Annotated in this window: 19 protein-coding genes, 1 tRNA gene and 1 pseudogene; 4 read left to right on the top strand and 17 right to left on the bottom strand. The window is 57.6% G+C overall.

Going from position 1 to position 20,888, the window contains the following annotated elements:
* Nucleotides 1-14 precede the first annotated feature (14 nt).
* On the top strand, nt 15-539 hold the full coding sequence (locus ACA064_RS00850; protein WP_497671695.1) for an Mpo1 family 2-hydroxy fatty acid dioxygenase: 525 nt from the start codon (nt 15-17) through the stop codon (nt 537-539).
* A 47-nt stretch (nt 540-586) separates the two neighbouring features.
* Here ACA064_RS00850 and ACA064_RS00845 read toward each other — a convergent pair whose 3' ends face one another.
* From ACA064_RS00845 to dibA, 6 genes are all read right to left on the bottom strand, one after another.
* Complete coding sequence (locus ACA064_RS00845; RefSeq protein ID WP_497671694.1) at nt 587-1,576, bottom strand: sulfate/molybdate ABC transporter ATP-binding protein; 990 nt, start codon at nt 1,574-1,576, stop codon at nt 587-589.
* A gap of 3 nt (nt 1,577-1,579) precedes the next feature.
* Nucleotides 1,580-2,452: a sulfate ABC transporter permease subunit CysW gene (cysW, locus tag ACA064_RS00840; RefSeq protein ID WP_497671693.1), complete on the bottom strand. Its 873-nt coding sequence runs from the start codon at nt 2,450-2,452 to the stop codon at nt 1,580-1,582.
* 13 nt (nt 2,453-2,465) lie between these two features.
* Nucleotides 2,466-3,284 carry a sulfate ABC transporter permease subunit CysT gene (gene cysT / locus ACA064_RS00835; protein ID WP_489358652.1) on the bottom strand — a complete coding sequence of 273 codons (819 nt, stop codon included), beginning with the start codon at nt 3,282-3,284 and terminating at the stop codon, nt 2,466-2,468.
* Between the two features lie 165 nt (nt 3,285-3,449).
* The gene (locus tag ACA064_RS00830; RefSeq protein WP_497671692.1) at nt 3,450-4,460 is read right to left on the bottom strand and encodes a sulfate ABC transporter substrate-binding protein; all 1,011 of its coding nucleotides are present in this window, start codon (nt 4,458-4,460) and stop codon (nt 3,450-3,452) included.
* Between the two features lie 75 nt (nt 4,461-4,535).
* On the bottom strand, nt 4,536-4,718 hold the full coding sequence (gene oscA, locus ACA064_RS00825) for a sulfur starvation response protein OscA (RefSeq protein ID WP_007945260.1): 183 nt from the start codon (nt 4,716-4,718) through the stop codon (nt 4,536-4,538).
* A 292-nt stretch (nt 4,719-5,010) separates the two neighbouring features.
* A complete protein-coding gene (dibA, locus tag ACA064_RS00820) occupies nt 5,011-6,930 on the bottom strand; it encodes a phosphodiesterase DibA (RefSeq protein ID WP_497671691.1) in 1,920 nt (639 codons plus the stop codon).
* A 144-nt stretch (nt 6,931-7,074) separates the two neighbouring features.
* Here dibA and desA point away from each other — a divergent pair, with 144 nt between their 5' ends.
* Nucleotides 7,075-8,259, top strand: coding sequence for a delta-9 fatty acid desaturase DesA (gene desA / locus ACA064_RS00815; RefSeq protein WP_497671690.1), 1,185 nt, complete (start codon nt 7,075-7,077; stop codon nt 8,257-8,259).
* A 271-nt stretch (nt 8,260-8,530) separates the two neighbouring features.
* Nucleotides 8,531-9,520, top strand: coding sequence for a GGDEF domain-containing protein (locus tag ACA064_RS00810; RefSeq protein ID WP_497671689.1), 990 nt, complete (start codon nt 8,531-8,533; stop codon nt 9,518-9,520).
* A gap of 35 nt (nt 9,521-9,555) precedes the next feature.
* Here ACA064_RS00810 and ACA064_RS00805 read toward each other — a convergent pair.
* The 3 genes and pseudogenes from ACA064_RS00805 to gabD all read right to left on the bottom strand — a co-directional run.
* Nucleotides 9,556-9,957, bottom strand: a pseudogene (locus ACA064_RS00805) (HDOD domain-containing protein); the annotation flags it as partial.
* A gap of 65 nt (nt 9,958-10,022) precedes the next feature.
* The gene (gene gabT, locus ACA064_RS00800; RefSeq protein ID WP_497671688.1) at nt 10,023-11,300 is read right to left on the bottom strand and encodes a 4-aminobutyrate--2-oxoglutarate transaminase; all 1,278 of its coding nucleotides are present in this window, start codon (nt 11,298-11,300) and stop codon (nt 10,023-10,025) included.
* 183 nt (nt 11,301-11,483) lie between these two features.
* Nucleotides 11,484-12,926 (bottom strand): NADP-dependent succinate-semialdehyde dehydrogenase, encoded by a 1,443-nt coding sequence (gene gabD / locus ACA064_RS00795; RefSeq protein WP_497671687.1) that lies wholly within the window; start codon nt 12,924-12,926, stop codon nt 11,484-11,486.
* 350 nt (nt 12,927-13,276) lie between these two features.
* Between gabD and ACA064_RS00790 the strand changes: the two genes are divergently transcribed.
* Nucleotides 13,277-13,353, top strand: a tRNA-Arg gene (locus ACA064_RS00790).
* 230 nt (nt 13,354-13,583) lie between these two features.
* Here the strand turns inward: ACA064_RS00790 and ACA064_RS00785 are convergent.
* The 8 genes from ACA064_RS00785 to ACA064_RS00750 form a co-directional block, all read right to left on the bottom strand.
* On the bottom strand, nt 13,584-14,498 hold the full coding sequence (locus ACA064_RS00785; protein ID WP_497671686.1) for a hypothetical protein: 915 nt from the start codon (nt 14,496-14,498) through the stop codon (nt 13,584-13,586).
* A gap of 2 nt (nt 14,499-14,500) precedes the next feature.
* Nucleotides 14,501-15,589, bottom strand: a complete 1,089-nt coding sequence (locus ACA064_RS00780) for a type IV toxin-antitoxin system AbiEi family antitoxin (protein ID WP_497671685.1) — start codon at nt 15,587-15,589, stop codon at nt 14,501-14,503.
* Nucleotides 15,590-15,942: 353 nt separating this feature from the next.
* Nucleotides 15,943-16,137, bottom strand: coding sequence for a hypothetical protein (locus tag ACA064_RS00775; RefSeq protein ID WP_497671684.1), 195 nt, complete (start codon nt 16,135-16,137; stop codon nt 15,943-15,945).
* Between the two features lie 82 nt (nt 16,138-16,219).
* Complete coding sequence (locus ACA064_RS00770; protein WP_497671683.1) at nt 16,220-16,909, bottom strand: hypothetical protein; 690 nt, start codon at nt 16,907-16,909, stop codon at nt 16,220-16,222.
* Nucleotides 16,906-17,493: an RNA polymerase sigma factor gene (locus tag ACA064_RS00765; RefSeq protein ID WP_497671682.1), complete on the bottom strand. Its 588-nt coding sequence runs from the start codon at nt 17,491-17,493 to the stop codon at nt 16,906-16,908. Before ACA064_RS00765 ends, ACA064_RS00770 begins: the two co-directional genes overlap by 4 nt.
* Nucleotides 17,494-17,530: 37 nt before the next feature.
* Complete coding sequence (locus ACA064_RS00760; RefSeq protein WP_497671681.1) at nt 17,531-19,282, bottom strand: vWA domain-containing protein; 1,752 nt, start codon at nt 19,280-19,282, stop codon at nt 17,531-17,533.
* Nucleotides 19,283-19,367: 85 nt separating this feature from the next.
* Nucleotides 19,368-19,928 carry a YbhB/YbcL family Raf kinase inhibitor-like protein gene (locus tag ACA064_RS00755; RefSeq protein ID WP_497671680.1) on the bottom strand — a complete coding sequence of 187 codons (561 nt, stop codon included), beginning with the start codon at nt 19,926-19,928 and terminating at the stop codon, nt 19,368-19,370.
* Nucleotides 19,929-20,087: 159 nt separating this feature from the next.
* Entirely contained in the window at nt 20,088-20,783 is a 696-nt protein-coding gene (locus tag ACA064_RS00750) for a hypothetical protein (RefSeq protein WP_497671679.1), read from the bottom strand.
* Between the last annotated feature and the right edge of the window lie 105 nt (nt 20,784-20,888).

The raw sequence follows: 20,888 nt of genomic DNA, 5'->3' as shown, positions 1-20,888 counted from the left end.
AGGAGGAAATAACAATGAAAAGCCTCGTTGACCATCTCAGTCAATACGCCACCTACCATCGTGACCCGCGAAATATCGTCAGCCACTTTATTGGCATTCCACTGATTGTGGTGGCTGTTGCGGTATTGCTGTCACGGCCGCAATGGTCGCTGGCCGGGCTCTGGGTGTCGCCAGCGGTGCTGTTGGCATTGGCTTGCGCGTGGTTTTATTTGCGCCTGGAACTGCGCCTGGGAGTGCTGATGAGCGTATTGCTCGGCCTGTCCGTTTGGCTAGGTCATGTGCTCGCGCTACAGAGCACGCTCGTCTGGCTCGGCAGCGGAATCGGCATGTTCGTCATCGGTTGGGCAATCCAGTTTGTCGGCCATCACTACGAAGGACGCAAACCGGCGTTTGTCGATGATGTGACGGGACTGATCGTCGGGCCGTTGTTTGTCGTGGTTGAACTGGCGTTCATGCTGGGGTTGCGGCAAGACCTCAAAGAGCAGATCGAGGCGCGAGTGGGTGGGGTGCGGATCAATCGGAAAAATGCGGCGGCTTGAAAATTTTTAAAAGATCGCAGCCTGCGGCAGGCTGCGATCTTTTGATCTTAAAGGTTAGCGACTTTCTGCCAGACCTTGGGTTTGAAGAACAGCGTCTCACCGCGCGCCAGGCCGATCAGGCTGTCGTGATCCTTGACCACTTCTGCTTCGATCAACTCATTCTGCCCTTCGACTTTCAGCGTCACCCGGGTAGTCGCGCCCAGCGGGCGGATATCGCGCACTTCAGCGGCGTGGTGGTCTTCCAGTTCATGGCGCGACAACGACACCTCATGGGGACGGAACAGCACGTGGTTGTCTTCACCAAGGTGCAGGCGATTGGAGTCTCCAAGGAAGTGGTACACAAAATCGCTGGCCGGGTTTTCATAGACTTCACCCGGCGAACCGATCTGCTCGATCACGCCCTTGTTCATCACCACGATCCGGTCGGCCACTTCCATGGCCTCCTCCTGGTCATGGGTCACAAACACCGAGGTCAGGTTGATGTCTTCGTGCAACCGCGCCAGCCAGCGACGCAGTTCTTTACGAACCTTGGCATCCAGCGCGCCAAAGGGTTCGTCCAGTAGCAGGACTTTCGGCTCCACCGCCAGGGCACGGGCCAGGGCGATACGTTGACGCTGGCCACCGGAAAGCTGTTCCGGATAACGATCGGAGAGCCAGTCCAGTTGCACCATGTTCAGCAGTTCGTGGACTTTGACAGCGATCTGGCTTTCCGTCGGGCGCTGGTTTTTCGGCTTCATGCGCAGACCGAACGCGACGTTGTCGAACACCGTCATGTGGCGAAACAGCGCGTAGTGCTGGAACACGAACCCGACGTTGCGATCACGCACGTCATGGCCGGAGACGTCTTCGCCATGGAACACGATGCTGCCGGCATCCGGGGTTTCGAGCCCGGCGATGATCCGCAGCAGGGTGGTCTTGCCGCAACCGGACGGGCCGAGCAGCGCCACCAGCTCACCGCTCTGGATGTCCAGATTGATGCTGTTCAGGGCCTTGAAGGCGTGGAAGTTCTTGCTGACATTACGGACTTCGATCGACATGATTTATTCCTCCGCCGCACTGGCGCGCAGGCGGTTAATACGGTTCTCGCTCCACTGCTTGAGCAGCAGGATGAAGAGCGCCAGGATCAGCAACAGACTCGCCACGGCGAACGCCGCAACGTGGTTGTATTCGTTGTAGAGAATCTCGACATGCAGCGGCAAGGTGTTGGTCACCCCACGGATGTGCCCGGACACCACCGAAACCGCGCCGAACTCACCCATTGCCCGCGCGGTACAGAGCACCACGCCATAGATCAGACCCCACTTGATGTTCGGCACAGTGATATGCCAGAACATTTGCCAGCCATTGGCACCGAGCAACCGCGCGGCTTCTTCTTCCTGGGTACCCTGTTCCTGCATCAGCGGGATCAGTTCCCGGGCCACGAACGGCACGGTGACAAAGATGGTCGCCAACACAATGCCCGGCAGCGCAAAGACGATCTGGATGTCGTGGTCCTGCAGCCATGGGCCGAAGAAGCCCTGGGCACCGAACATCAGTACATAGACCAGACCGGCGATCACTGGCGAGACCGAAAACGGCAAGTCGATCAGGGTCACCAGCATGCTCTTGCCGCGGAACGAGTACTTGCTCACGCACCAGGCGGCGCTGACGCCGAACACCAGATTGAGTGGCACCGAAATCAACACCGCGATCACCGTCAGCTTCAGGGCCGATAGCGCATCCGGCTCGAAGATCGCGGAGAAGAAGGCGCCGAGGCCGAGTTTCAGCCCTTGGGACACCACGATAAACAGCGGCAACAACAGAAACAGGGCAAAGATCAGCCAGCCGAGGCCGATCAGAATGCGTCGTGAAACGGCGCTGCCACGACGGGCGGCGTTGGCCGAGGAAGCGGCGGTAAGCGTTGAACTGGACATATTCCGGGCCTCCTTATGGGGTTTCGATGCGCCGCTGCAACAAGTTGATCAGCAGCAACAGGACGAAGGAAACCACCAGCATCAGCACGCCGATGGAGGTGGCGCCGGTGTAGTCATATTGGTCGAGCTTGACCATGATCAGCAGCGGCAGGATCTCGGTCTTCATCGGCATGTTGCCGGCGATGAAGATCACCGACCCGTACTCGCCAACGCCTCGGGCAAAGGCCAGGGCGAAACCGGTCAGCCAGGCGGGCAGCAAGGCCGGCACCAGGATGTAGCGGAACACCTGCAACGGCTTGGCTCCCAGGCAGGCAGCGGCTTCTTCGACTTCCCGGGGAATGTCGGCGAGCACTGGCTGCACCGTACGCACCACGAACGGCAAGGTGACGAAGGTCAGTGCCAGGGTGATACCCAGCGGGGTGTAGGCGATTTTGAAGCCCAGATCAGCGGCGAACTGCCCGACCAGGCCATTGGGCGCATACAGTGCCGTCAGCGCAATACCGGCCACGGCGGTGGGCAGCGCGAATGGCAGGTCGATCATCGCGTCGATGATCTTGCGTCCGGGGAAGGTGTAGCGCACAAGCACCCAGGCTAGCAATGTACCGATGATGCCGTTGATGATCGCGGCGTACAGCGCGGTACCGAAACTCAGCTTCAACGCCGCCAGCACACGGGGTGCGGAGATGATCGCCCAGAATTGATCCCAGGTGAGTTGAGCGGCATGCACGAACATCGCTGCCAGGGGTATGAGCACAATCAGGCTGAGGTACACCAAGGTGTAACCCAGCGTCAGCCCGAAGCCGGGTATGACGGGGGAGATACGACGCGACATAAAAGTCCTTGGTTGACTGAACGGACACGCAAAGCCCGCAAACGAATGCGGGCTCTACTGTATGAGCGAGCTTGCTCGCGATGGTCGTTAATGATGACGCGTTTTTACTGGGTAAACGCGGCGCTCTTGAGTCCATCGCGAGCAAGCTCGCTCCTACAATTTTCCTTACTGAGCGGTGTAAATCTTGTCGAACACACCACCGTCATTGAAGAATTTCGGTTGGGCAGTTTTCCAGCCGCCGAAGTCTTTGTCGATAGTCACCAGGTCCAGTTTCGGGAACTGTTGGGCATACTTGGCCGCCACATCCTTGTCACGCGGACGGTAGAAGTTCTTCGCCGCGATCTCCTGGCCGGCCGGGCTGTACAGGTATTTCAAATAGGCTTCGGCGATTTCGGTATTGCCCTTTTTTTCGGCGTTTTTATCCACCACCGCCACTGGCGGCTCGGCGAGGATCGACAGGGATGGCACCACAATGTCGAACTTATCGGCACCGCCGTCTTCTTTCAGGGCCAGGAAGGCTTCGTTTTCCCAGGCCAGCAGCACGTCACCCTGACCGTTGTTGACGAAGGTAATGGTCGAACCACGGGCACCGGTATCCAGCACGGGAACATGCTTGAACAGCTCCTGGACGTATTCCTGAGCCTTGGCCTCGCTACCGCCGGCTTTCAGGCCATAGGCCCAGGCGGCAAGGAAGTTCCAGCGCGCACCGCCGCTGGTTTTCGGGTTCGGGGTGATCACTTCAACCCCGTTTTTGGTCAGATCGCCCCAGTCCTTGATGCCCTTGGGGTTGCCCTTGCGCACCAGGAACACGATGGTCGAGGTGTAGGGAGTACTGGCCTCAGGCAAGCGTTTCTGCCAATCCACCGGCAGGGACTTGCCGAGCTTGGCGATTTCGTCGATGTCACCGGCCAGTGCCAGAGTCACCACGTCAGCCCGCAAGCCATCAATCACCGCCCGACCCTGTTTGCCCGAGCCACCGTGGGATTGCTGGATTTTCACGTTGTCGCCAGCGTGGTCTTGCTTCCAGAATTTGACGAACTCAGCGTTGTAATCCTGATACAGCTCACGGGTCGGGTCATACGACACGTTGAGCAACTCGTAATCCTTGGCAACCGCGGAACCAGCAAAAACAGCACTGGCCAGCGCGGCCAGAGCGTAACGGCGAATCGACGACATAGTGAAAGCTCCTGAAATTCTTGGGGTGTTGGCTTTTCTTATGGGTTCTGGAATCCGGTTGCCTCGGATATTGCTTCAGCTCGGTTTGTTACTTGGGTTCTGCAAGCGGAATTTTTCTTTGCGTTCGATCTGTACCACTTGAGCGTTATGCACGGTGATTTCCACCGCCCCGAAGCGCAGGTCGCGCAATGCGCTCTGGATCTCGCGCAAGATGGTCGCTTCGTCCTGGCCGTCAACGCTACGTAGAGATGCGCTCATGGTGCTGCTCCTGAAATAAGAGGTGCCTGGCAGTGGCGGCACTGCTTGCGGCGTGAGAGCAATAGTAGATAGGTGCTGATATTCTTAAAAATACTATTTAAGAATGTTTATATAACCAGAATGAATTATTTGCTGGGACGGGGGTTTGCGTGGGGATTGGGGGTGGCAAGATCAAAAGATCGCAGGCTTCGCCAGCTCCTACGAAGGCTCCGCGTTCACCCTGAATGAACGCAAATCCCGTAGGAGCTGCCGCAGATTGCGATCTTTTTGGACGACACTCGGGCTTCAGGCTTTACCGAATCACCGGCGCTCTCGCCCAGTCCAGTTGCTCTGCCGGCACTGGCCGCCCAAACCAGTAACCCTGGCCCAGGTCGCAGCCATGCTCGAGCAGGAAACCCGCCTGCTCGATCTGCTCGATGCCTTCAGCATGCACTTGCATGCCCATGCTTTGCGCCAGAGCGATAATTACCCGAACAATGGCTGCATCGTCGTCATCCCAAGGCAATCCGGCGACGAAACCCTGATCGATCTTGAGTTTCTGCACCGGCAGCCGCTTGAGCCGCAGCAGCGATGAATAACCCGTGCCAAAGTCATCAATGGCCAGGCGCAAACCCAGTTCGCGCAACCGGTGCATTTGCTCCAGCGCTACTTCGGGGTCTTCCATCACCGCACTTTCGGTGACTTCCAACTCCAAAAAAGCCGGATCCAGGCCTGTGTCGTGCAACACCTGGGCAACCTGCTGATAAAGCTCACGACGGGCGAACAGGCGACTGGAAACATTCACCGCGACGAACGACAGCGCCACTCCGGCCTTCAACCATTGGCACATCTGCTGACAGGCTTGCTGCATCACCCAGGCATCAATCTCGGCAATCAATCCGGTGCGCTCGGCAATCGGAATGAACTCCGCCGGCGCCACCAGGCCACGCTCGGGGTGCTCCCAGCGCACCAGCGCCTCGACGCCGATCAACCGACTGGTTCGCAATTCATGCACCGGCTGGTAGTACACCCGCAGCTCCTGCTGCTCCAGGGCGCGCCGCAACTCATTGGCGATTTCTACCCGGTGCTGAGCGTGAGCAGTGAGTTCTTCGGTGTACAGGGCATACCCTTCACGCCCGGCACTTTTGGCCTTGAACAGCGCCGAATCAGCATTGCGCAGTAGTTGCTCGGCACTCAACGCATCGCTGGGGAACAGACTGATGCCGATGCTGGCGTTGATGAAGAGCTGGTGCCCGTCGAACTTGAACGGCTCCTTCAGCCCGTCGATGATCCGCTGAGCCAGCGCTGCCGCTTGCATCAATTGCGGGCAACTTTCGGCCAGTACGGCAAACTCGTCGCCACCCAGTCGCGCCAAAGTGACCCCGGTGCCGAACATCCCTCGCAGCCGCTCGGCCACCGCCTTGAGCAGCTGATCGCCGACGTTGTGGCCGAGGCTATCGTTGATGATCTTGAAGTGATCCAGATCGATCAGCAGCAAGGCGCAGCCACGCTTGTGAATCTGCGCCGAGGCCAGCGCCTGCTCGGCCCGGTCGGTGAAGAGCAAGCGATTGGGCAAGTCGGTCAGCGGATCGTGGTGCGCCAGATGGGCCAGTTCGTGCTGCGAATCCTTGATCGCGCTGATGTCGGAAAATACCGCGACATACTGACTGAGTTCACCCTGGTCATCCTTTATGACCCGGATGGTCTGCCACTGGGGGTAGATCTCACCACACTTTCGCCGGTTCCAGATCTCACCGCTCCACTCGCCGGTGTTTTCCAGCGACTCAAACATCGCTGCATAGAAGGTCGATGGATGATGGCCGGACTTGAACATGCTCGGCTGGCGACCGAGCACTTCTTCACGCTGATAGCCGGTAATTTCCATGAATGCACGGTTCACATGGACGATCAGCCCATGACGGTCGCTGACCAGCACTCCTTCGCGGGTGCAATCGAACACCGCCGCGGCCTGACGCAACCGCTCACGGTCCTCACTATGGTGGCGTAACGTTGTGCCGAGACCGAGAAACCTCAGCAATCGTGCACGAGCGATGAAGATCAGACCGGCACTGAACAGGGCCCAGACATAACCGTTGATCAGTTGCCAGTGGACCAGATCGATCGACTCATCGAGGAAACTGCTCAATAAATGTCCACTGAGTTGCAGCCAGAAAACTGACAGCAGCAGGTAGAGCAACGCTGCACGCATCGCATCTTGATAAGAAGCCGTCATAAGGCGATCAATGTCCTCGCAAAAAGTACGGATTATAAGATAAGTAACATCCATACACTCTTATCTGAAAGGGCGACTGTTTTTATCTGTGGGCTGAGTGATAATGCGTTCGCTGTTTTCATTTTTTCGAGGGCCATACAACCTATGTGGTACAACGGTTTTCTCGACTTGTCGCCCTGGCAACTGGTGGCAGTCACCCTGTTGATGACCCATGTGACCATTGTCGGCGTCACAGTCTATCTACACCGCTATTCAGCCCATCGCTCCCTGGAGCTCAATGCCGGCCTGAAACATTTCTTCCGCTTCTGGCTGTGGCTGACCACGGCGCAGAACACCCGCGAGTGGACCGCTATCCACCGCAAGCATCACGCCAAATGCGAAACCGTCGATGATCCGCACAGCCCGGTGATCAAAGGCCTTTCCACGGTTTTGCGCAAGGGTGCCGAGCTGTACCGCGCCGAAGCGGAAAACCCCGAGACCCTGCGCATCTACGGCAAGAACTGCCCGGACGACTGGATCGAACGCAACCTCTACACTCGTTTCCCGCTGTTGGGTATAGCGATCATGGGCGTGATCGACCTGCTGCTGTTCGGCACCATCGGCATCACCATCTGGGCGATCCAGATGATGTGGATTCCGTTCTGGGCCGCCGGTGTCATCAACGGCCTGGGCCATGCCGTCGGCTACCGCAACTTCGAATGCCGCGACGCGGCGACCAATCTGGTGCCCTGGGGCATCCTGGTCGGTGGCGAAGAACTGCACAACAACCATCACACCTACCCTAACTCGGCCAAACTGTCGGTGAAGAAGTGGGAGTTCGATCTCGGTTGGGCATGGATCAAGGTCTTCAGCTTCCTGCGTCTGGCCAAGGTCCAGCGGGTCGCGCCGATCGCCCACCGGGTCGAAGGCAAGGGCAGTCTGGACATGGATACCGCCATGGCGATTCTCAACAACCGCTTCCAGATCATGGCCCAGTACCGCAAATTGGTCATCGCTCCGCTGGTCAAGCAGGAGCTGGAAAAGGTCGATCACTCGGTCCGCCACCAGTTCCACAGGGCCAAGCGTCTGCTCTCGCGGGAAACCAGCCTGCTGGATGACAAGCACCACCTGCGTATCCAGACCATGCTCGAGCACAGTCAGGCGTTGAAGGTCATTTACGAAAAACGTCTCGCATTGCAGCAGATCTGGGTCAAGACCAGCACCAACGGTCATGACATGCTGGCGGCGATCAAGGAGTGGGTTAACGAAGCCGAGGCCAGCGGTATTCAATCGCTGCGCGACTTCGCCCACCAGCTGAAAACTTACTCGCTGCGCCCTGCCACCACCTGACCCCATGGTGAGGGACGAGGGGGCTTGCCTCTGTTGGCGCCGGGGTCGCGCTCGACCATAGCCGCCGTAAACCTGGCGATGCGTTTTAACTGACAAAACGCAGTCGCAGGGTTTGGGGCGGCTTGACCGCCCAGCGGAAGCAAGCTTCATCCCCACAAAAACGGGAACTTAGCTGCAAATCCCCTATCTCAAGGAGCAATTCGCCATCCAGGCGGGCTTTGCTGTGGCCGCTTTTGAACCTTGAGCGGCACGTCCCTCGAGATTTGTGCCGATGATCCCTAAAGATCTACACACTCCATCCTCACAACCGTGGCCCGACGCTGCGCAAACGCTGCTTGCCTTGATGCATGCCCAAGGCGAAGTCGCGCGCCTGAGCGAGCGTGAACAACTGTTCAGTTCCTTGCTGGTGAGCGTCAACGCGGTACTTTGGGCTTTCGACTGGGAAGCTCGAAAAGTGCTGTATGTCAGCCCGGCCTATGAGCGAATCTTCGGCCGCTCCGCGGGCCTGCTGTTGGCCGACTACAACGAGTGGCGCAACAGCATTTACCCGGACGACCTCGAGTACGCCGAACGCAGCCTGGCCGAGGTCTTGCGCAAAGGCGCCGTCGAAGATCGCGAATACCGCATCATCGCGGCTGACGGCCAGATTCGCTGGATCAGCGATAAATGCTTCATCAATCGCCAGGCCGAGCCTGGACAGCCGGTGATCGTGGTCGGCTTTGCCGAAGACATCACCGAAAAGAAACAGCTCGAAGCCGAACTGCAACGCCTGGCCACCACTGACGTCCTGACACAGAGCAGCAATCGTCGACACTTTTTCGAATGCGCCAATCGCGAATTCGAAAAGGCTCGACTGGAAGGTTCGCCGTTGGCCTTTCTGTTGCTGGATATAGATGATTTCAAGGTGGTCAACGACACCTACGGCCACCCGGAAGGTGATCTGGTGCTGCAGCGCATCGCCGAAAGTGGTCGCGCAACCTTGCGTCGCGGCGATTTGTTCGGGCGCATTGGTGGTGAGGAGTTCGCAGCGATCTTCCCCGGCTGCGCGCCCGACATGGCCATGCAAGTGGCGGAACGTCTGCAACGGGAAATTCAGAAACTGAGCTTCAACCATGATGGCCAGACCTTCGGTATCACTGTGAGCCAGGGCTTGACCAGCCTCACCGCCAAAGACCAAAGCCTGGACAGCCTGTTCGCTCGCGCCGACGCCGCGATGTATGAGGCCAAGCGTCAGGGCAAAAACCGGGTTGTTTTGGGGTGAAGTCTGAACCCATCACCACAGGTATGATTTTCAACCTAGCCTTTGCGCAACCGCATAAGCTCCGGCAAGCCGATCTTGAGCAGGCGCGCGGTCTTGCTTTTGGCAATTTCCTCAACGCCTTCTGAAGGCCTCAGGCGCGCCAGTTGTGCGGCGATGTTCATCACTAACGCTTCACGGCAGTAAACCCCGCCACCGAGCTGATAGACCGCCGCGATCAGCTCACGCAACTCCAGCGGCAAACGCCAGCGTGTACGCAGGGCCGAACCGTAGGCGGCACCGAATTCGACCAACGCGTTGCCGATCTCTTCCTGATCATCCAGCTCGCCGCCCGCCTGCTTCCATTCCTGCAAGCAACGCAACAACGCCAGATCCCCCAGGCGATGCAGCATGCCGGCGCAATAGCAGCGTTCCTGATCCAGATCCAGCAAGCGCGCCATCCAGGATCTACCGACAAACCCATAAAAAAACCCGCCGAAGCGGGTTTTTTTCTATCAGCCAGCAATCAGAGCTCGGAGAAACACTCTTCGATGATTGCCAGGCCTTTGTCCAGTTGCTCGTCCGGCGAAGTCAGCGGTACCAGGACCCGCAGCACGTTGCCATAAGTACCGCACGACAGCAGGATCAGACCCTTGTCGCGAGCCTTGGCCACAACCTGCGCCACAGCAGCGGCGTTCGGCTTGTGGCTGTCGCCGTTTTCAAACAGCTCGACAGCGATCATCGCGCCCAGGGCACGGACTTCGCCGATTACCGGGTACTTGGCTTGAATGGCTTTCAGGCCAGTCACCAGGCGCTCGCCGACTGCCTTGCAGCGATCCAGCAGGTGCTCTTCTTCGAACACTTCCATCACTGCCAGCGCAGCTGCGCAAGCAACCGGGCTACCGGCGTAGGTGCCGCCCAGGCCGCCTGGAGCGATGGCGTCCATGTATTCGGCCTTGCCGCACACACCGGCCAGCGGGAAACCGCCAGCGATGGATTTGGCGAAGGTGGTCAGGTCGGCTGCAACGCCCATCTGCTCCATGGCGAAGAAGGTGCCAGTACGGCCAGCGCCGGTTTGCACTTCGTCAGCGATCAACAGAATGCCGTGCTGGTCGCACAGGGCACGCAGACGTTTCATGAACTCTTTCGGCGCGACATAGAAACCACCTTCGCCCTGAACTGGCTCGATGATGATTGCAGCGATGTCACGCGGCTCGGCGTCGTTCTTGAAGATACGCTCGATGCTGGCGATCGAATCGTCGATGCTCACGCCATGCAGTTCATTCGGGTACAGCGCACGGAAGATGCCGCCTGGCATCAGGCCCATGCCGGCCGAATAAGGTACGACTTTACCGGTCAGGCCCAGGGTCATCATGGTGCGACCGTGGTAAGCGCCGGTGAAGGCGATCACGCCCGCACGGCCAGTGGCGGCACGGGCGATTTTCACGGCGTTTTCTACGGCTTCGGAACCGGTAGTGACCAGCAGGGTTTTCTTGGCAAAGTCACCAGGAACCTTGGCGTTCACTTTTTCGCACAGTTCTACATAAGGTTCGTAAGCCAGCACCTGGAAGCAGGTGTGAGTCAGCTTGTTCAGCTGCGCAGTCACCGCCGCGATGATTTTCGGGTGCAGGTGACCGGTGTTCAGCACGGCGATACCGCCGGCGAAGTCGATGAACTCGCGACCTTCAACGTCGATAACCGTGGCGTTTTTCGCCGACTCGGCGAAGATCGGGTGAATCTGGCCAACACCGCGTGGTACAGCGGCTTCGCGGCGTTTCATCAAAGAAGCGTTAGTCTTGCTCATAGTGTCCTCATTCACCGCTCATCGGGCGGCGTGGTTCAAGGAAAATGCGGCGGGGAGGCAACTACGGCAGCATGCGATGATCGACTGCCACAGCTTTCCCGGCCACAGAGAAAATTCCGTGTGAAGCTCGGAAAGGGACAGCGCTCTCGTGCCCTTTCCGATTCAAGCAATGCCTTGCCGGACTCAGATGCCCAGGCAGAGGTATTTGATTTCCAGGTAATCTTCGATGCCGTATTTGGAACCTTCACGGCCCAGGCCCGAGGCCTTGATGCCGCCGAATGGCGCGACTTCGTTGGAGATCAACCCGGTGTTGACGCCGACCATGCCGTATTCCAGGGCTTCCGCCACACGGAACACACGACCCAGGTCGCGAGCATAGAAGTAGGAAGCCAGACCGAACTCGGTGTCGTTTGCCATCGCGATCACATCGGCTTCGTCTTTGAAGCGGAACAGTGGCGCCAATGGGCCGAAGGTTTCTTCCTTGGCCACTGCGGCATTGTTTGGCACGTTGGTCAGAATGGTCGGCTCGAAGAAGTTGCCTTCCATGCTCTTGCCACCCGCCAACAGGGTCGCTCCTTTGCTCAGGGCGTCAGCAATGTGCTCCTGAACCTTGGCCACGGCTTTTTCGTCGATCAGTGGGCCGGTGGTGGTGCCGTCTTCCAGACCGTTACCGATTTTCAACTTGGCCACAGCCACTTTCAGCTTCTCGGCAAACGCGTCGTAGACCGATTCCTGAATGTACAGACGGTTGGCGCAGACGCAGGTCTGGCCGTTGTTGCGGTACTTGGAGATGATCGCGCCTTCGACAGCCTTATCCAGATCGGCATCGTCGAACACGATGAACGGAGCGTTGCCGCCCAGCTCCAGGGAAACCTTCTTGATGTCCTTGGCGCATTCAGCCATCAGTTGACGACCGATTTCGGTCGAGCCAGTGAAGGACAGTTTGCGCACGATCGGGTTGCTGGTCAGCTCGCCGCCAATGTCACCGGCGCTGCCGGTGACTACGCTCAGCACGCCTTTCGGGATACCGGCACGGTGTGCCAGCTCAACCAGCGCCAGGGCCGAGAACGGGGTTTGCGAAGCAGGCTTGATCACCATGGTGCAACCGGCGGCCAGAGCCGGGCCGGCTTTACGGGTGATCATCGCGGCCGGGAAGTTCCACGGGGTGATAGCGGCGGTCACACCGATCGGCTGCTTGAGCACGATCAGGCGCTTGTCCGGCTGGTGGCCAGGAATCACGTCACCGTAGATGCGCTTGGCTTCTTCGGCGAACCACTCGATAAAGGAAGCGGCATAAACAATTTCGCCCTTGGCTTCAGCCAATGGCTTGCCTTGCTCGAGGGTCATCAGGCGGCCGAGGTCGTCCTGGTTTTCAATCAACAGTTCGAACCAGCGACGCAGCTTGTTTGCACGCTCTTTGGCGGTCAGTGAGCGCCAGGCCGGCAGGGCTTTGTCAGCAGCTTCAATAGCGCGACGGGTTTCGGCAGCGCCCATTTTCGGCACAGTGCCCAGAATTTCGCCTGTTGCCGGGTTGTTGACCTTGATCGTCTGACCATTGTCCGCATCGACCCAAGCGCCATCGATATAGGCTTGCTGGCGGAACAATTGGGTGTCTTTGAGCTGCATGTGGGCTTTTCCTTAACAGCACCGCGCAGGCGCGGAGCGAATTATTAATTGTAGAAAGGCGCCTCAAGGGCTGCCGTCAGGAAATTCATTCACCGGCTGAAGCACATAAATAACGCACATAAAGTAACTCGTGCGGTTCAGCACCCAGACAAGAGCGTTTGAAATCTCAAACGAATCCTAGGATCAAAGGGGGTAAAGGACAATAGGCTGTTCGAAAAAAAGAACAAAAATGGCGCTTTTGCTGAAATTTTCTGATCAACGTACTAAACGGCCGTTTAGCGTCGCAAAACATCAGGCGATTCAGCAGCATGGACGCCCGCTATGCTTATGAGTATCATGGCGCCCGCATTGCACCAGTAGCTCAGCTGGATAGAGTACTGCCCTCCGAAGGCAGTGGTCGTGGGTTCGAATCCCGCCTGGTGCACCAGCTACAAACGAAAAAGCCCCAGGTCTTATGGCCTGGGGCTTTTTTGTGGGCGTTGTCTCGTCCTGAATAAGGTTTACACCTGTTTCAGGACTAGACACGTTGACATCCGATCCCTTTGCTTACGAATCTTCCCCTCACCGTGACAGTTTCACTCAGAAAATCCCCAGCAAAGTCCCCGTGTTTATAGGAATTCTGAGGGAAAATTAGCGTTCTCGGCTAACGCGGATGACCTAGTCAGCCAAGCCTCGTTGTATCAGACCCAACACCTCAGTGACCAAGCCTGCGGCGAAGCGCTGGTCTCGTATCCGGTCGTCGGAGGCTTCCTCTGCATTGCCGTGCACAAACTGGCCGAACAGTACTGGCCCAGTGAGCAAGTACCCATCTACATCACCATTACCTTCGGCAAATTTGCGTTGCAACGCATTAAGTCCGGCGTCGACTGCCTCGGGGTGTTCGGCACCCTGTATTCGATTCAAGAACAGTGATGCAACGTCTTGAGCTGAACCTGCGTAGCGCATCACGTGGATCAGGTCTGCCGCATCTTTTGGGTCGTTGCGGTGGTCAAATGCAAGGGCCTTGAGAATGATGAATGCCACTACGTCAGCAAAGCGGATGACTTCGACCGCGACGCCTCGATTGTCCAGCAGCTCTGCTGTTATCTGCTTCTCGCAATACCAATTGTGCGTTATTTCGGCGTGAGGGATAGCGAGTGCGGAGACTGCTTCCCCATCAATTGGAATGTTGGCACCTGGTTGTGCGTCTTCCGCGCCGCGGAGGAATTCGACAAGAACGTAAGCGTGCTCTGAGACCTGCCGCTGCCACCGCCAGGCTGACTCACGTTGCTTGTCATCAACGAAGCGACGAAAGCCGCGAGCGGTGAGCTGGTCAGCAAGTGACGCGTAGCCCTCGCCCTCGGCAATTACTTGAAGATTTAGTACCACGTCGACATCAGAGGTGCCGAAGTGAGCAGGGACATCCGGGGAGGCCTCTGGAGTCAGATACCGAGGGACGAGCCCACCAACTAATCTCAGTGTGTCCTTAAGTGTCCCGAAAGCGCTCAGCAGTGTCACAAGAACCCGTTCGCATACCTCAGTATGGTTTGCAGAGTAGCCGTCTGCTGTCTTCGGCTTAGGTGCCAGCGCCATCGTTAAATCTCCAAAATGTCCCGTCGGAATTGTGCAGCTAGTTCGGCGTTTCGCCCGCGCCCGTCCAGTAGATCAAGGTACTGAATGAAATGGCTGGAAAACCATGCACCTTTATGCTCGCTCCGGAACAACAGGCCCGCGCCAGAGCGTTCGATTAGCACTACGTTGTAGCCCTTTTCAGCAGGCTTTAACCCAATAGAACTTGGGAAGCTCATCAGCAGCTCAGGCGAGACACCGATTTCGGCTATCTCAACACCGGTCAGCAGCGGTGACACAAAGTTGGCTGCGGTTGATCCAGTAAACGCCCAACTAGCTTCGACCTTGGCGTCTCTGGCTTTCCACGCGATTTTGGTCATCAGTTCTTGTGGGTTTGAGCAGAACAAATACCAGTGGCTACGCGGCTGCTTCTTCTTTTTCCAAGCCTCTGCCCACGCGTCGAGAAGATCACCAGGTTTGGTAAGTTTTCTGCGTTGGTTTCGACCACGTCCTTCTGATTCAACTAGCCATTCACGCCGTTCCAGTTCGTGCAGTACGCCAGAAACGGTAAAGGCTGACGTTTCGGAGCTAACAGCAAGTTCATCACCGGTGAACCACTCTCCCCTAGTCTGAAGGAGCGCGTGCACAACCTTCTCGCGTGATCCTGTGAACAGTGCTACCGAGCGCTGCTTGGTAGTCGCCGCATGGGGGCGCTCAATATTGACCAACCACCGGTCCTGGCGAAGGTAAAGCGAACCGCTGGAGTCGTAGTATCCGATGTTGCGGATCTTCAGCTCTCGGCGAGCCCCTTCGCTTAAGCGTTCTGCAACGACCATTGGGACTATGAATTCTGAGCCTTCATTTCGGCCCCGAAAGCCGTCCAGGGACCACACAGCCTTCCTGACGTCCCGCGGGTAGCCCTCACGAATTAACTCTATAGGTACGGTCCACCTGCCATCGGGGGTGGCGAGATCAACGACGACGTCGACTGCGCTGTCACCGATTGAAACCTCATATTGGATTTGCTCAACAGAAACGCCCGTGGCTTCCTGAAGTGTTGAGAGGAAGGCATCAAGCAACGGTTTCTGTGCAGGGTTCGCAATGCTTCTAGACATGGTTTTTTCCAGATATCAAAGCAAAAAATGGCTATTCCTTATGGATTTAGCTTAGTTTTTCTGTACAGATAAACAAGCATTTTCTAAACGTTACTTATGTAATAACTCTTCCTTATCTGTACAGACAAGGAAGCAGAAATACATAAGGAAGCAATAATTACGGGCTGTTTAGCGATTTGCCCATGGTCACGTGGTGACACCACTTTGCGCCCACGGGTATGCCTAACCGAAACACCGCCACTGACATCCATACAAACCGGGCCTCACAGCCTCCAGTTCAAACGACGCCTGGGCCAGCTACAAACGAAAAAGCCCCAGGTTTTATGGCCTGGGGCTTTTTTGTGGGCGTTGATTCAAGATCTTTTTTTGGACTTGCCACCCGCAGGTGCTTCGATTGGCTCACTTGTCACATCCAATTCCTCAAGATCATCATCCTCTTCCGACGTCGGGAGCGGATCTTTGCGGCTTTCAGTGATTGCCCGGCGTATTTCCTCGCCCATGACCGGACAATTCTTGAGCAGGGCAATGCGGTCGATTCGTTGCGTCACGGCTACTCTCCAACGCATCAGCAATTGGTTCAATAGTGCGCCCTTTCAATTATCGACGCCAACCTGCTGACCGTCATTGACCTCACTGGTCCTGCAATTCCTTGAGTCGAGCCGTGAGGTCGTTCTTCGGGAAACGCTTGTGCAACGCCTCTAGCTGGGCGTCCGCGGCTTTTTCCTGACCAAGGCCGCGCAGGCGCAGGACCTCTCGCAGTTCCTCATCCAGGGTTCTGGAGGGCGCTGCGGCACGCTTGCTGACCTTGGCCTTCGCCTCATCCGCCATAGATTCACTGGCTTTTGCCTGGGATTCAGCACTAAACGACTCGGTTTGCGCTGGCATAGCGAAACTGGCCGCTGGAGCCGCTGGGGAGGGAGCTGACAAGGCGCCAGCAGGGGCGCCGCCCTGGATGGGTTGCGGCATTGATTCGGCAAGTTCAGCCGACCCGGGCGCAGCCTGCCGTTTGGCGCTGCTCGGCGCGGACAGTTTTGGTTCGGGGGCAAAGTCATACTTGGGTTGTTGTTCCGGCGAACGCTGCACCAACGCCAGCATCAGCGCGACGCCCACCAGGCTGGCGAAAGCCACTTGCCAGCGGGGTTTCTGGCAGGCCTGTAGCCAACGCTGCCAAAAGCTTGGCGATGGCGCGGGAGTTTCGCGACGAGCGGCGGCGAGGATCAGCGAATCCAGTCTGGCCGGTGGTTCACCCGTTGCTTGTTGACGAAAATGTTGGATTAGATCGTCTTGCGCTGAATCCGGCGGCTGTCGGGCGTCAGTCATGTGAGTACCTCCTCGGCCAGCAGCCGACGCAGTTTTTGCTGTGCATAACGGAAACGGCTTTTCACCGTTTCCAGCGGCGTCTCGGTCAGGGTTGCGATCTGTGGCAGCTCGAGGTCGCCGTGGACCCGCAACAGGAAAACTTCGCGCTGATCGGCGGGCAACTCCTGTAGTGCCGCTTCCAGACGCAGGCTGTCACGACTCAGGGTCAGCAGCTGCTCCGGTCCGGCAGCGTCATCGATCAGTGCGTGGGCCTGTTCGTCGTAGCTGTCGTGCAGGGGATTGTGGATTCCCTGTTTGCGCCAGTGGTCGATCAGCCGGTTGCGGGCGATCTGATAGAGCCAGGTACGAAAATTCGCCCGCCCTTGTGGCTGGCTGGTGCTGCGGATCAGGCTCAGCCAGGTTTCCTGGTAAACCTCTTCGGCCAGTTCGGTCTTGCCGCTCAAGCCAAGGAGGAAACGGTACAAGCCTTGCCGATGACGCTCATACAAAACTTCGAAGGCCACCGCATCGCCGGTGCGATAGCGCGCCAGCAGCGTTTCATCGCTGCCGGCGGAGTCGGTGGATGATGCATTCGCGGCAGACATATCAGTAAGGGACTCCTTGGCTCTGCTCACTGTGGCGTTATTCGACGCGACTGTTGTCTGCTGCACTCGGCCGCTGACTGACCGTTGCTGCCGGGGTTTGCAGGCTTTGCGCCAACTCGACCAATTGCACGAACTCGCCACGCAGGCCAAATCGATCATCGCCCCGTGCGCCACGGGCAAGTGCCACGGTGTCGCTCAAGCCAAAGGAGCCGGTGTAGCGCCCATCCTTAAGCTGCTGGGAAAACGCCGCCACTGCCGCAGCAAAGCGCAGATCGTCGCTGGCCTGTGCCAACTTGCCGGACTGCTCGCCCTGAACGATCGGCCGTTCGATCAAGCGGCTGGCACTACCCTCCGGCAGTTGATAGCGCACTCGTAGCATCGCCAGTTCATTGGTTTTTCCATCTTGTTGGGCGGCTTGCCCACTGGTGTAGCGCAACGGCTCCAGCCAACCCTTTTCGCCTTTTGGTACGATTTCGTACAGCGCGGTGACCGTATGCCCGGCACCAATCTCGCCCGCATCGACCTTATCGTTGCTGAAATCCTCGCGTTTCAACGCGCGATTCTCGTAGCCGAGCAGCCGGTATTCACTGACCTGCGCAGGGTTGAACTCCAGTTGCAGCTTGACGTTTTTCGCCACCACCGCGAGGGTCGAGCCAAGTTGATCGACCAGCACCTTGCGCGCCTCCCGCAGGTTGTCGATGTAGGCGTAGTTACCATCGCCGGCATCTGCCAGTTGCTCCATGAGGTGTTCATTGTAGTTGTCCACACCGAACCCCAGGGTGGTCAGGGAAACGCCGGTTTTACGTTTATCCACAGCCATTTGCTTGAGGCTGTCGAAATCGCTGACGCCTACGTTGAAGTCGCCATCGGTGGCCAGCAGGATGCGATTGATGCCTTTGGCAATAAAGCCCTGCTGAGCCATCTGGTACGCCAACTCGATACCCGAGGCACCGGCGGTCGAGCCACCTGCGGTCAACTGCTCAATGGCCGTGCGGATCTTCGCCTTGTCGCGCCCGGAGGTCGGCTCCAGGACCACCCGTGATTCACCGGCATACACCACCAACGACACCCGATCCTGCTCGCGCAATTGGTCGACCAACAGCTTCAGCGTGCTTTTGACCAGCGGCAAGCCTTCGCGGCGATCCATGGAACCGGACACGTCCACCAGAAACACCAGATTCGCTGGCGCCAGTTCAGCCACTGCGCGATCCGAAGCCTTGATGCCAATGCGTAGCAGACGGGTGTGTGGATTCCATGGTGTAGGCGCCAACTCTGTGGTCACGCCAAATGGCGTGCCGTCGCTGGGCAGGGCGTAATCGTAGGGGAAGTAATTGACCATTTCCTCCAGGCGCACCGCGCCTTCCGGCGGCAGGCGGCCCTGATTGAGCAAGCGCCGCACGTTGGCATAGCTGCCGGTGTCGACGTCGACACTGAAGGTCGATACTGGCGCTTGGGCAACGCTCTGGATCGGGTTATCCGCCAGAGCCTGATACTGCTCGCGTTGCTCATCCCGATAACCCGGCGCAGAGGCTTCACCGGCCGCTATTGGCGCGTACATCGTGGCAGGCGCGGGCATCGCTCCCAGGCTGCGCTTGGCCAGCGTCGCATCGGCCATCCGCGCCTCGCTGTGCACCGAGGATTTCATCTCGCTGTGCAGCGCACCTTGTGCCGGCGGCGGAGGGGCGGCGGTGTCGGGTTTGGATGACACGCCACAGCCGGCAATCGCCAGCAGCAACCCGGCGGCGAAACCCTGTGCGGCCGGGCGAAGAAAATGCAGAGGAAGTGACATCTGGCTGACCTCGGGAGGAAATGATCCATTCATCCTCTGAGACGGACAGCTCTGGCGATTCGGGTTAAGTCCCGAAGAATATTTTTCAGCGCTGGTAACGCCGCACCACGCTGCTGTTGCGCAGCACATGGCCTTTGATCTTCTCCATAAGCTGCGCACGGGTCAGGCCGCCAGGCAACGCATCCGGAGCGAGATCGAGGGCGTAGATCTGGATCACATAGTGATGAGCGCTGTCGCCGACCGGCGGGCAGGGACCGGCATAGGTGGTGGTATTTTTGCTGTTGGTCCCACCGAGCCCTTCGAGAGTCGATTGGTCACTCGCTCCGGAGGCGATAACGCGAGTGGTGGCGGCGATGCCGTAATGCACCCAGTGATCGACCCCCAGGCCTTTTTGCCCATCCGGGTCGTGCATGACAATGGCGTAGCTGGCGGTGCCCTTGTTCCCATCGCTCCAGCTCAGCACCGGAGAAACATTTTGCCCGCCGCAATCGTTGGCATCGCTGGCATTGGCCTGGCTGAACAGCGCATTGTCCGGCGCCCCGGGAGTGGTCAGGGTGAAGCGCTCCTGGGCCTGGGCGGGTAGTTGCAGACCAAGCACGAGTGCACTGGCGACCAACCAGGTGTTGAGCGGAACAAGTCGGGACATGACAGAGCACCTTCTGCGGATGGGATCGTCGTGGGCCAGGAAACTATAGCTTGCCTGATGGACAGCACTTCCTCGGTTTCTCACCAGCCCGCACGCCCCGTTACAAATGTCTTTACGTAATCCCAGTTCTTAACTACCCGGCTTTTCCGTGATCAGTATTTATTTTCGGGTAAGGCTTAACTTTTCAAAAGCATAAACAATCAATGTATACACCGCACCTGCAGTCACGCCGATCAAGAAACACAACGGCAGACCTCGCGCTGCATTGACCACCCAAAATTCCAGATACCGACTCTCGTCCCAATCAATATCAAACGACGACGTTCCCAGGAAAAACCATATAAAAACGCCACATGCCGCGCCACCGATCACATAACGCCACCGACTGACAAAAAAGCGTTCCAGCAGCAAAAGCAAAGGCCACCCAAACATCACGCTCAAGAAACCGCCTATCAGGAAAAATATCCAGAATGTCTGGAAAAGGTTTGGTTCCTTCACCAGGACAGTCATTACTCCTCCGAGCACTAACCCACCAGAAACTGGAAGAGCCAGAATCTTATGCGCGCGAACCTTTTCATTTTCTGCAGGCAGGTACGGTGCCAACCCAACCAGCAACGTGAACAAGAGCCCTGAAAGCAACCCGCTCAGCCCGTACTCAATCAAGTCAGATAGAGTGTGGCTTTTGAAAACGCTACAAAACAACAAGCCGCACAACAAACCAGCAAGCAAATACTTCAATCTGAAATTATAAAAAAACCTCTCAACCAGCCACAGAGCAGGTATACCGAAAACAATCGATAGCACACTGCCGAAAAATAAAAATCGACCAAACGCCAAAAATTCAAAATTATTCATGGCCGAATTGACCAGCCCAAACCCAATGCCTCCACAAAGGGGTACCGCAAAAAACTTTAGCGCCCGACTCATCGCTTCACCTGTAACTTGTGCCCAAAGCCGGCG

The sequence above is a fragment of the Pseudomonas sp. LBUM1658 genome (assembly GCF_059716055.1).
This window is presented reverse-complemented; position numbering and strand designations above follow the sequence as displayed.

Coding starts and splice junctions, on each gene's coding strand:
- ACA064_RS00785 (WP_497671686.1), bottom strand. CDS start 14,498: ATGGCGCTGGCACCTAAGCCGAAGACAGCAGACGGCTACTCTGCAAAC.
- ACA064_RS00755 (WP_497671680.1), bottom strand. CDS start 19,928: ATGTCCCGACTTGTTCCGCTCAACACCTGGTTGGTCGCCAGTGCACTC.
- oscA (WP_007945260.1), bottom strand. CDS start 4,718: ATGAGCGCATCTCTACGTAGCGTTGACGGCCAGGACGAAGCGACCATC.
- cysW (WP_497671693.1), bottom strand. CDS start 2,452: ATGTCCAGTTCAACGCTTACCGCCGCTTCCTCGGCCAACGCCGCCCGT.
- ACA064_RS00850 (WP_497671695.1), top strand. CDS start 15: ATGAAAAGCCTCGTTGACCATCTCAGTCAATACGCCACCTACCATCGT.
- desA (WP_497671690.1), top strand. CDS start 7,075: ATGTGGTACAACGGTTTTCTCGACTTGTCGCCCTGGCAACTGGTGGCA.
- dibA (WP_497671691.1), bottom strand. CDS start 6,930: ATGACGGCTTCTTATCAAGATGCGATGCGTGCAGCGTTGCTCTACCTG.
- ACA064_RS00845 (WP_497671694.1), bottom strand. CDS start 1,576: ATGTCGATCGAAGTCCGTAATGTCAGCAAGAACTTCCACGCCTTCAAG.
- gabD (WP_497671687.1), bottom strand. CDS start 12,926: ATGCAGCTCAAAGACACCCAATTGTTCCGCCAGCAAGCCTATATCGAT.
- ACA064_RS00765 (WP_497671682.1), bottom strand. CDS start 17,493: ATGTCTGCCGCGAATGCATCATCCACCGACTCCGCCGGCAGCGATGAA.
- cysT (WP_489358652.1), bottom strand. CDS start 3,284: ATGTCGCGTCGTATCTCCCCCGTCATACCCGGCTTCGGGCTGACGCTG.
- ACA064_RS00830 (WP_497671692.1), bottom strand. CDS start 4,460: ATGTCGTCGATTCGCCGTTACGCTCTGGCCGCGCTGGCCAGTGCTGTT.
- ACA064_RS00810 (WP_497671689.1), top strand. CDS start 8,531: ATGATCCCTAAAGATCTACACACTCCATCCTCACAACCGTGGCCCGAC.
- ACA064_RS00760 (WP_497671681.1), bottom strand. CDS start 19,282: ATGTCACTTCCTCTGCATTTTCTTCGCCCGGCCGCACAGGGTTTCGCC.
- ACA064_RS00770 (WP_497671683.1), bottom strand. CDS start 16,909: ATGACTGACGCCCGACAGCCGCCGGATTCAGCGCAAGACGATCTAATC.
- ACA064_RS00780 (WP_497671685.1), bottom strand. CDS start 15,589: ATGTCTAGAAGCATTGCGAACCCTGCACAGAAACCGTTGCTTGATGCC.
- gabT (WP_497671688.1), bottom strand. CDS start 11,300: ATGAGCAAGACTAACGCTTCTTTGATGAAACGCCGCGAAGCCGCTGTA.
- ACA064_RS00750 (WP_497671679.1), bottom strand. CDS start 20,783: ATGAATAATTTTGAATTTTTGGCGTTTGGTCGATTTTTATTTTTCGGC.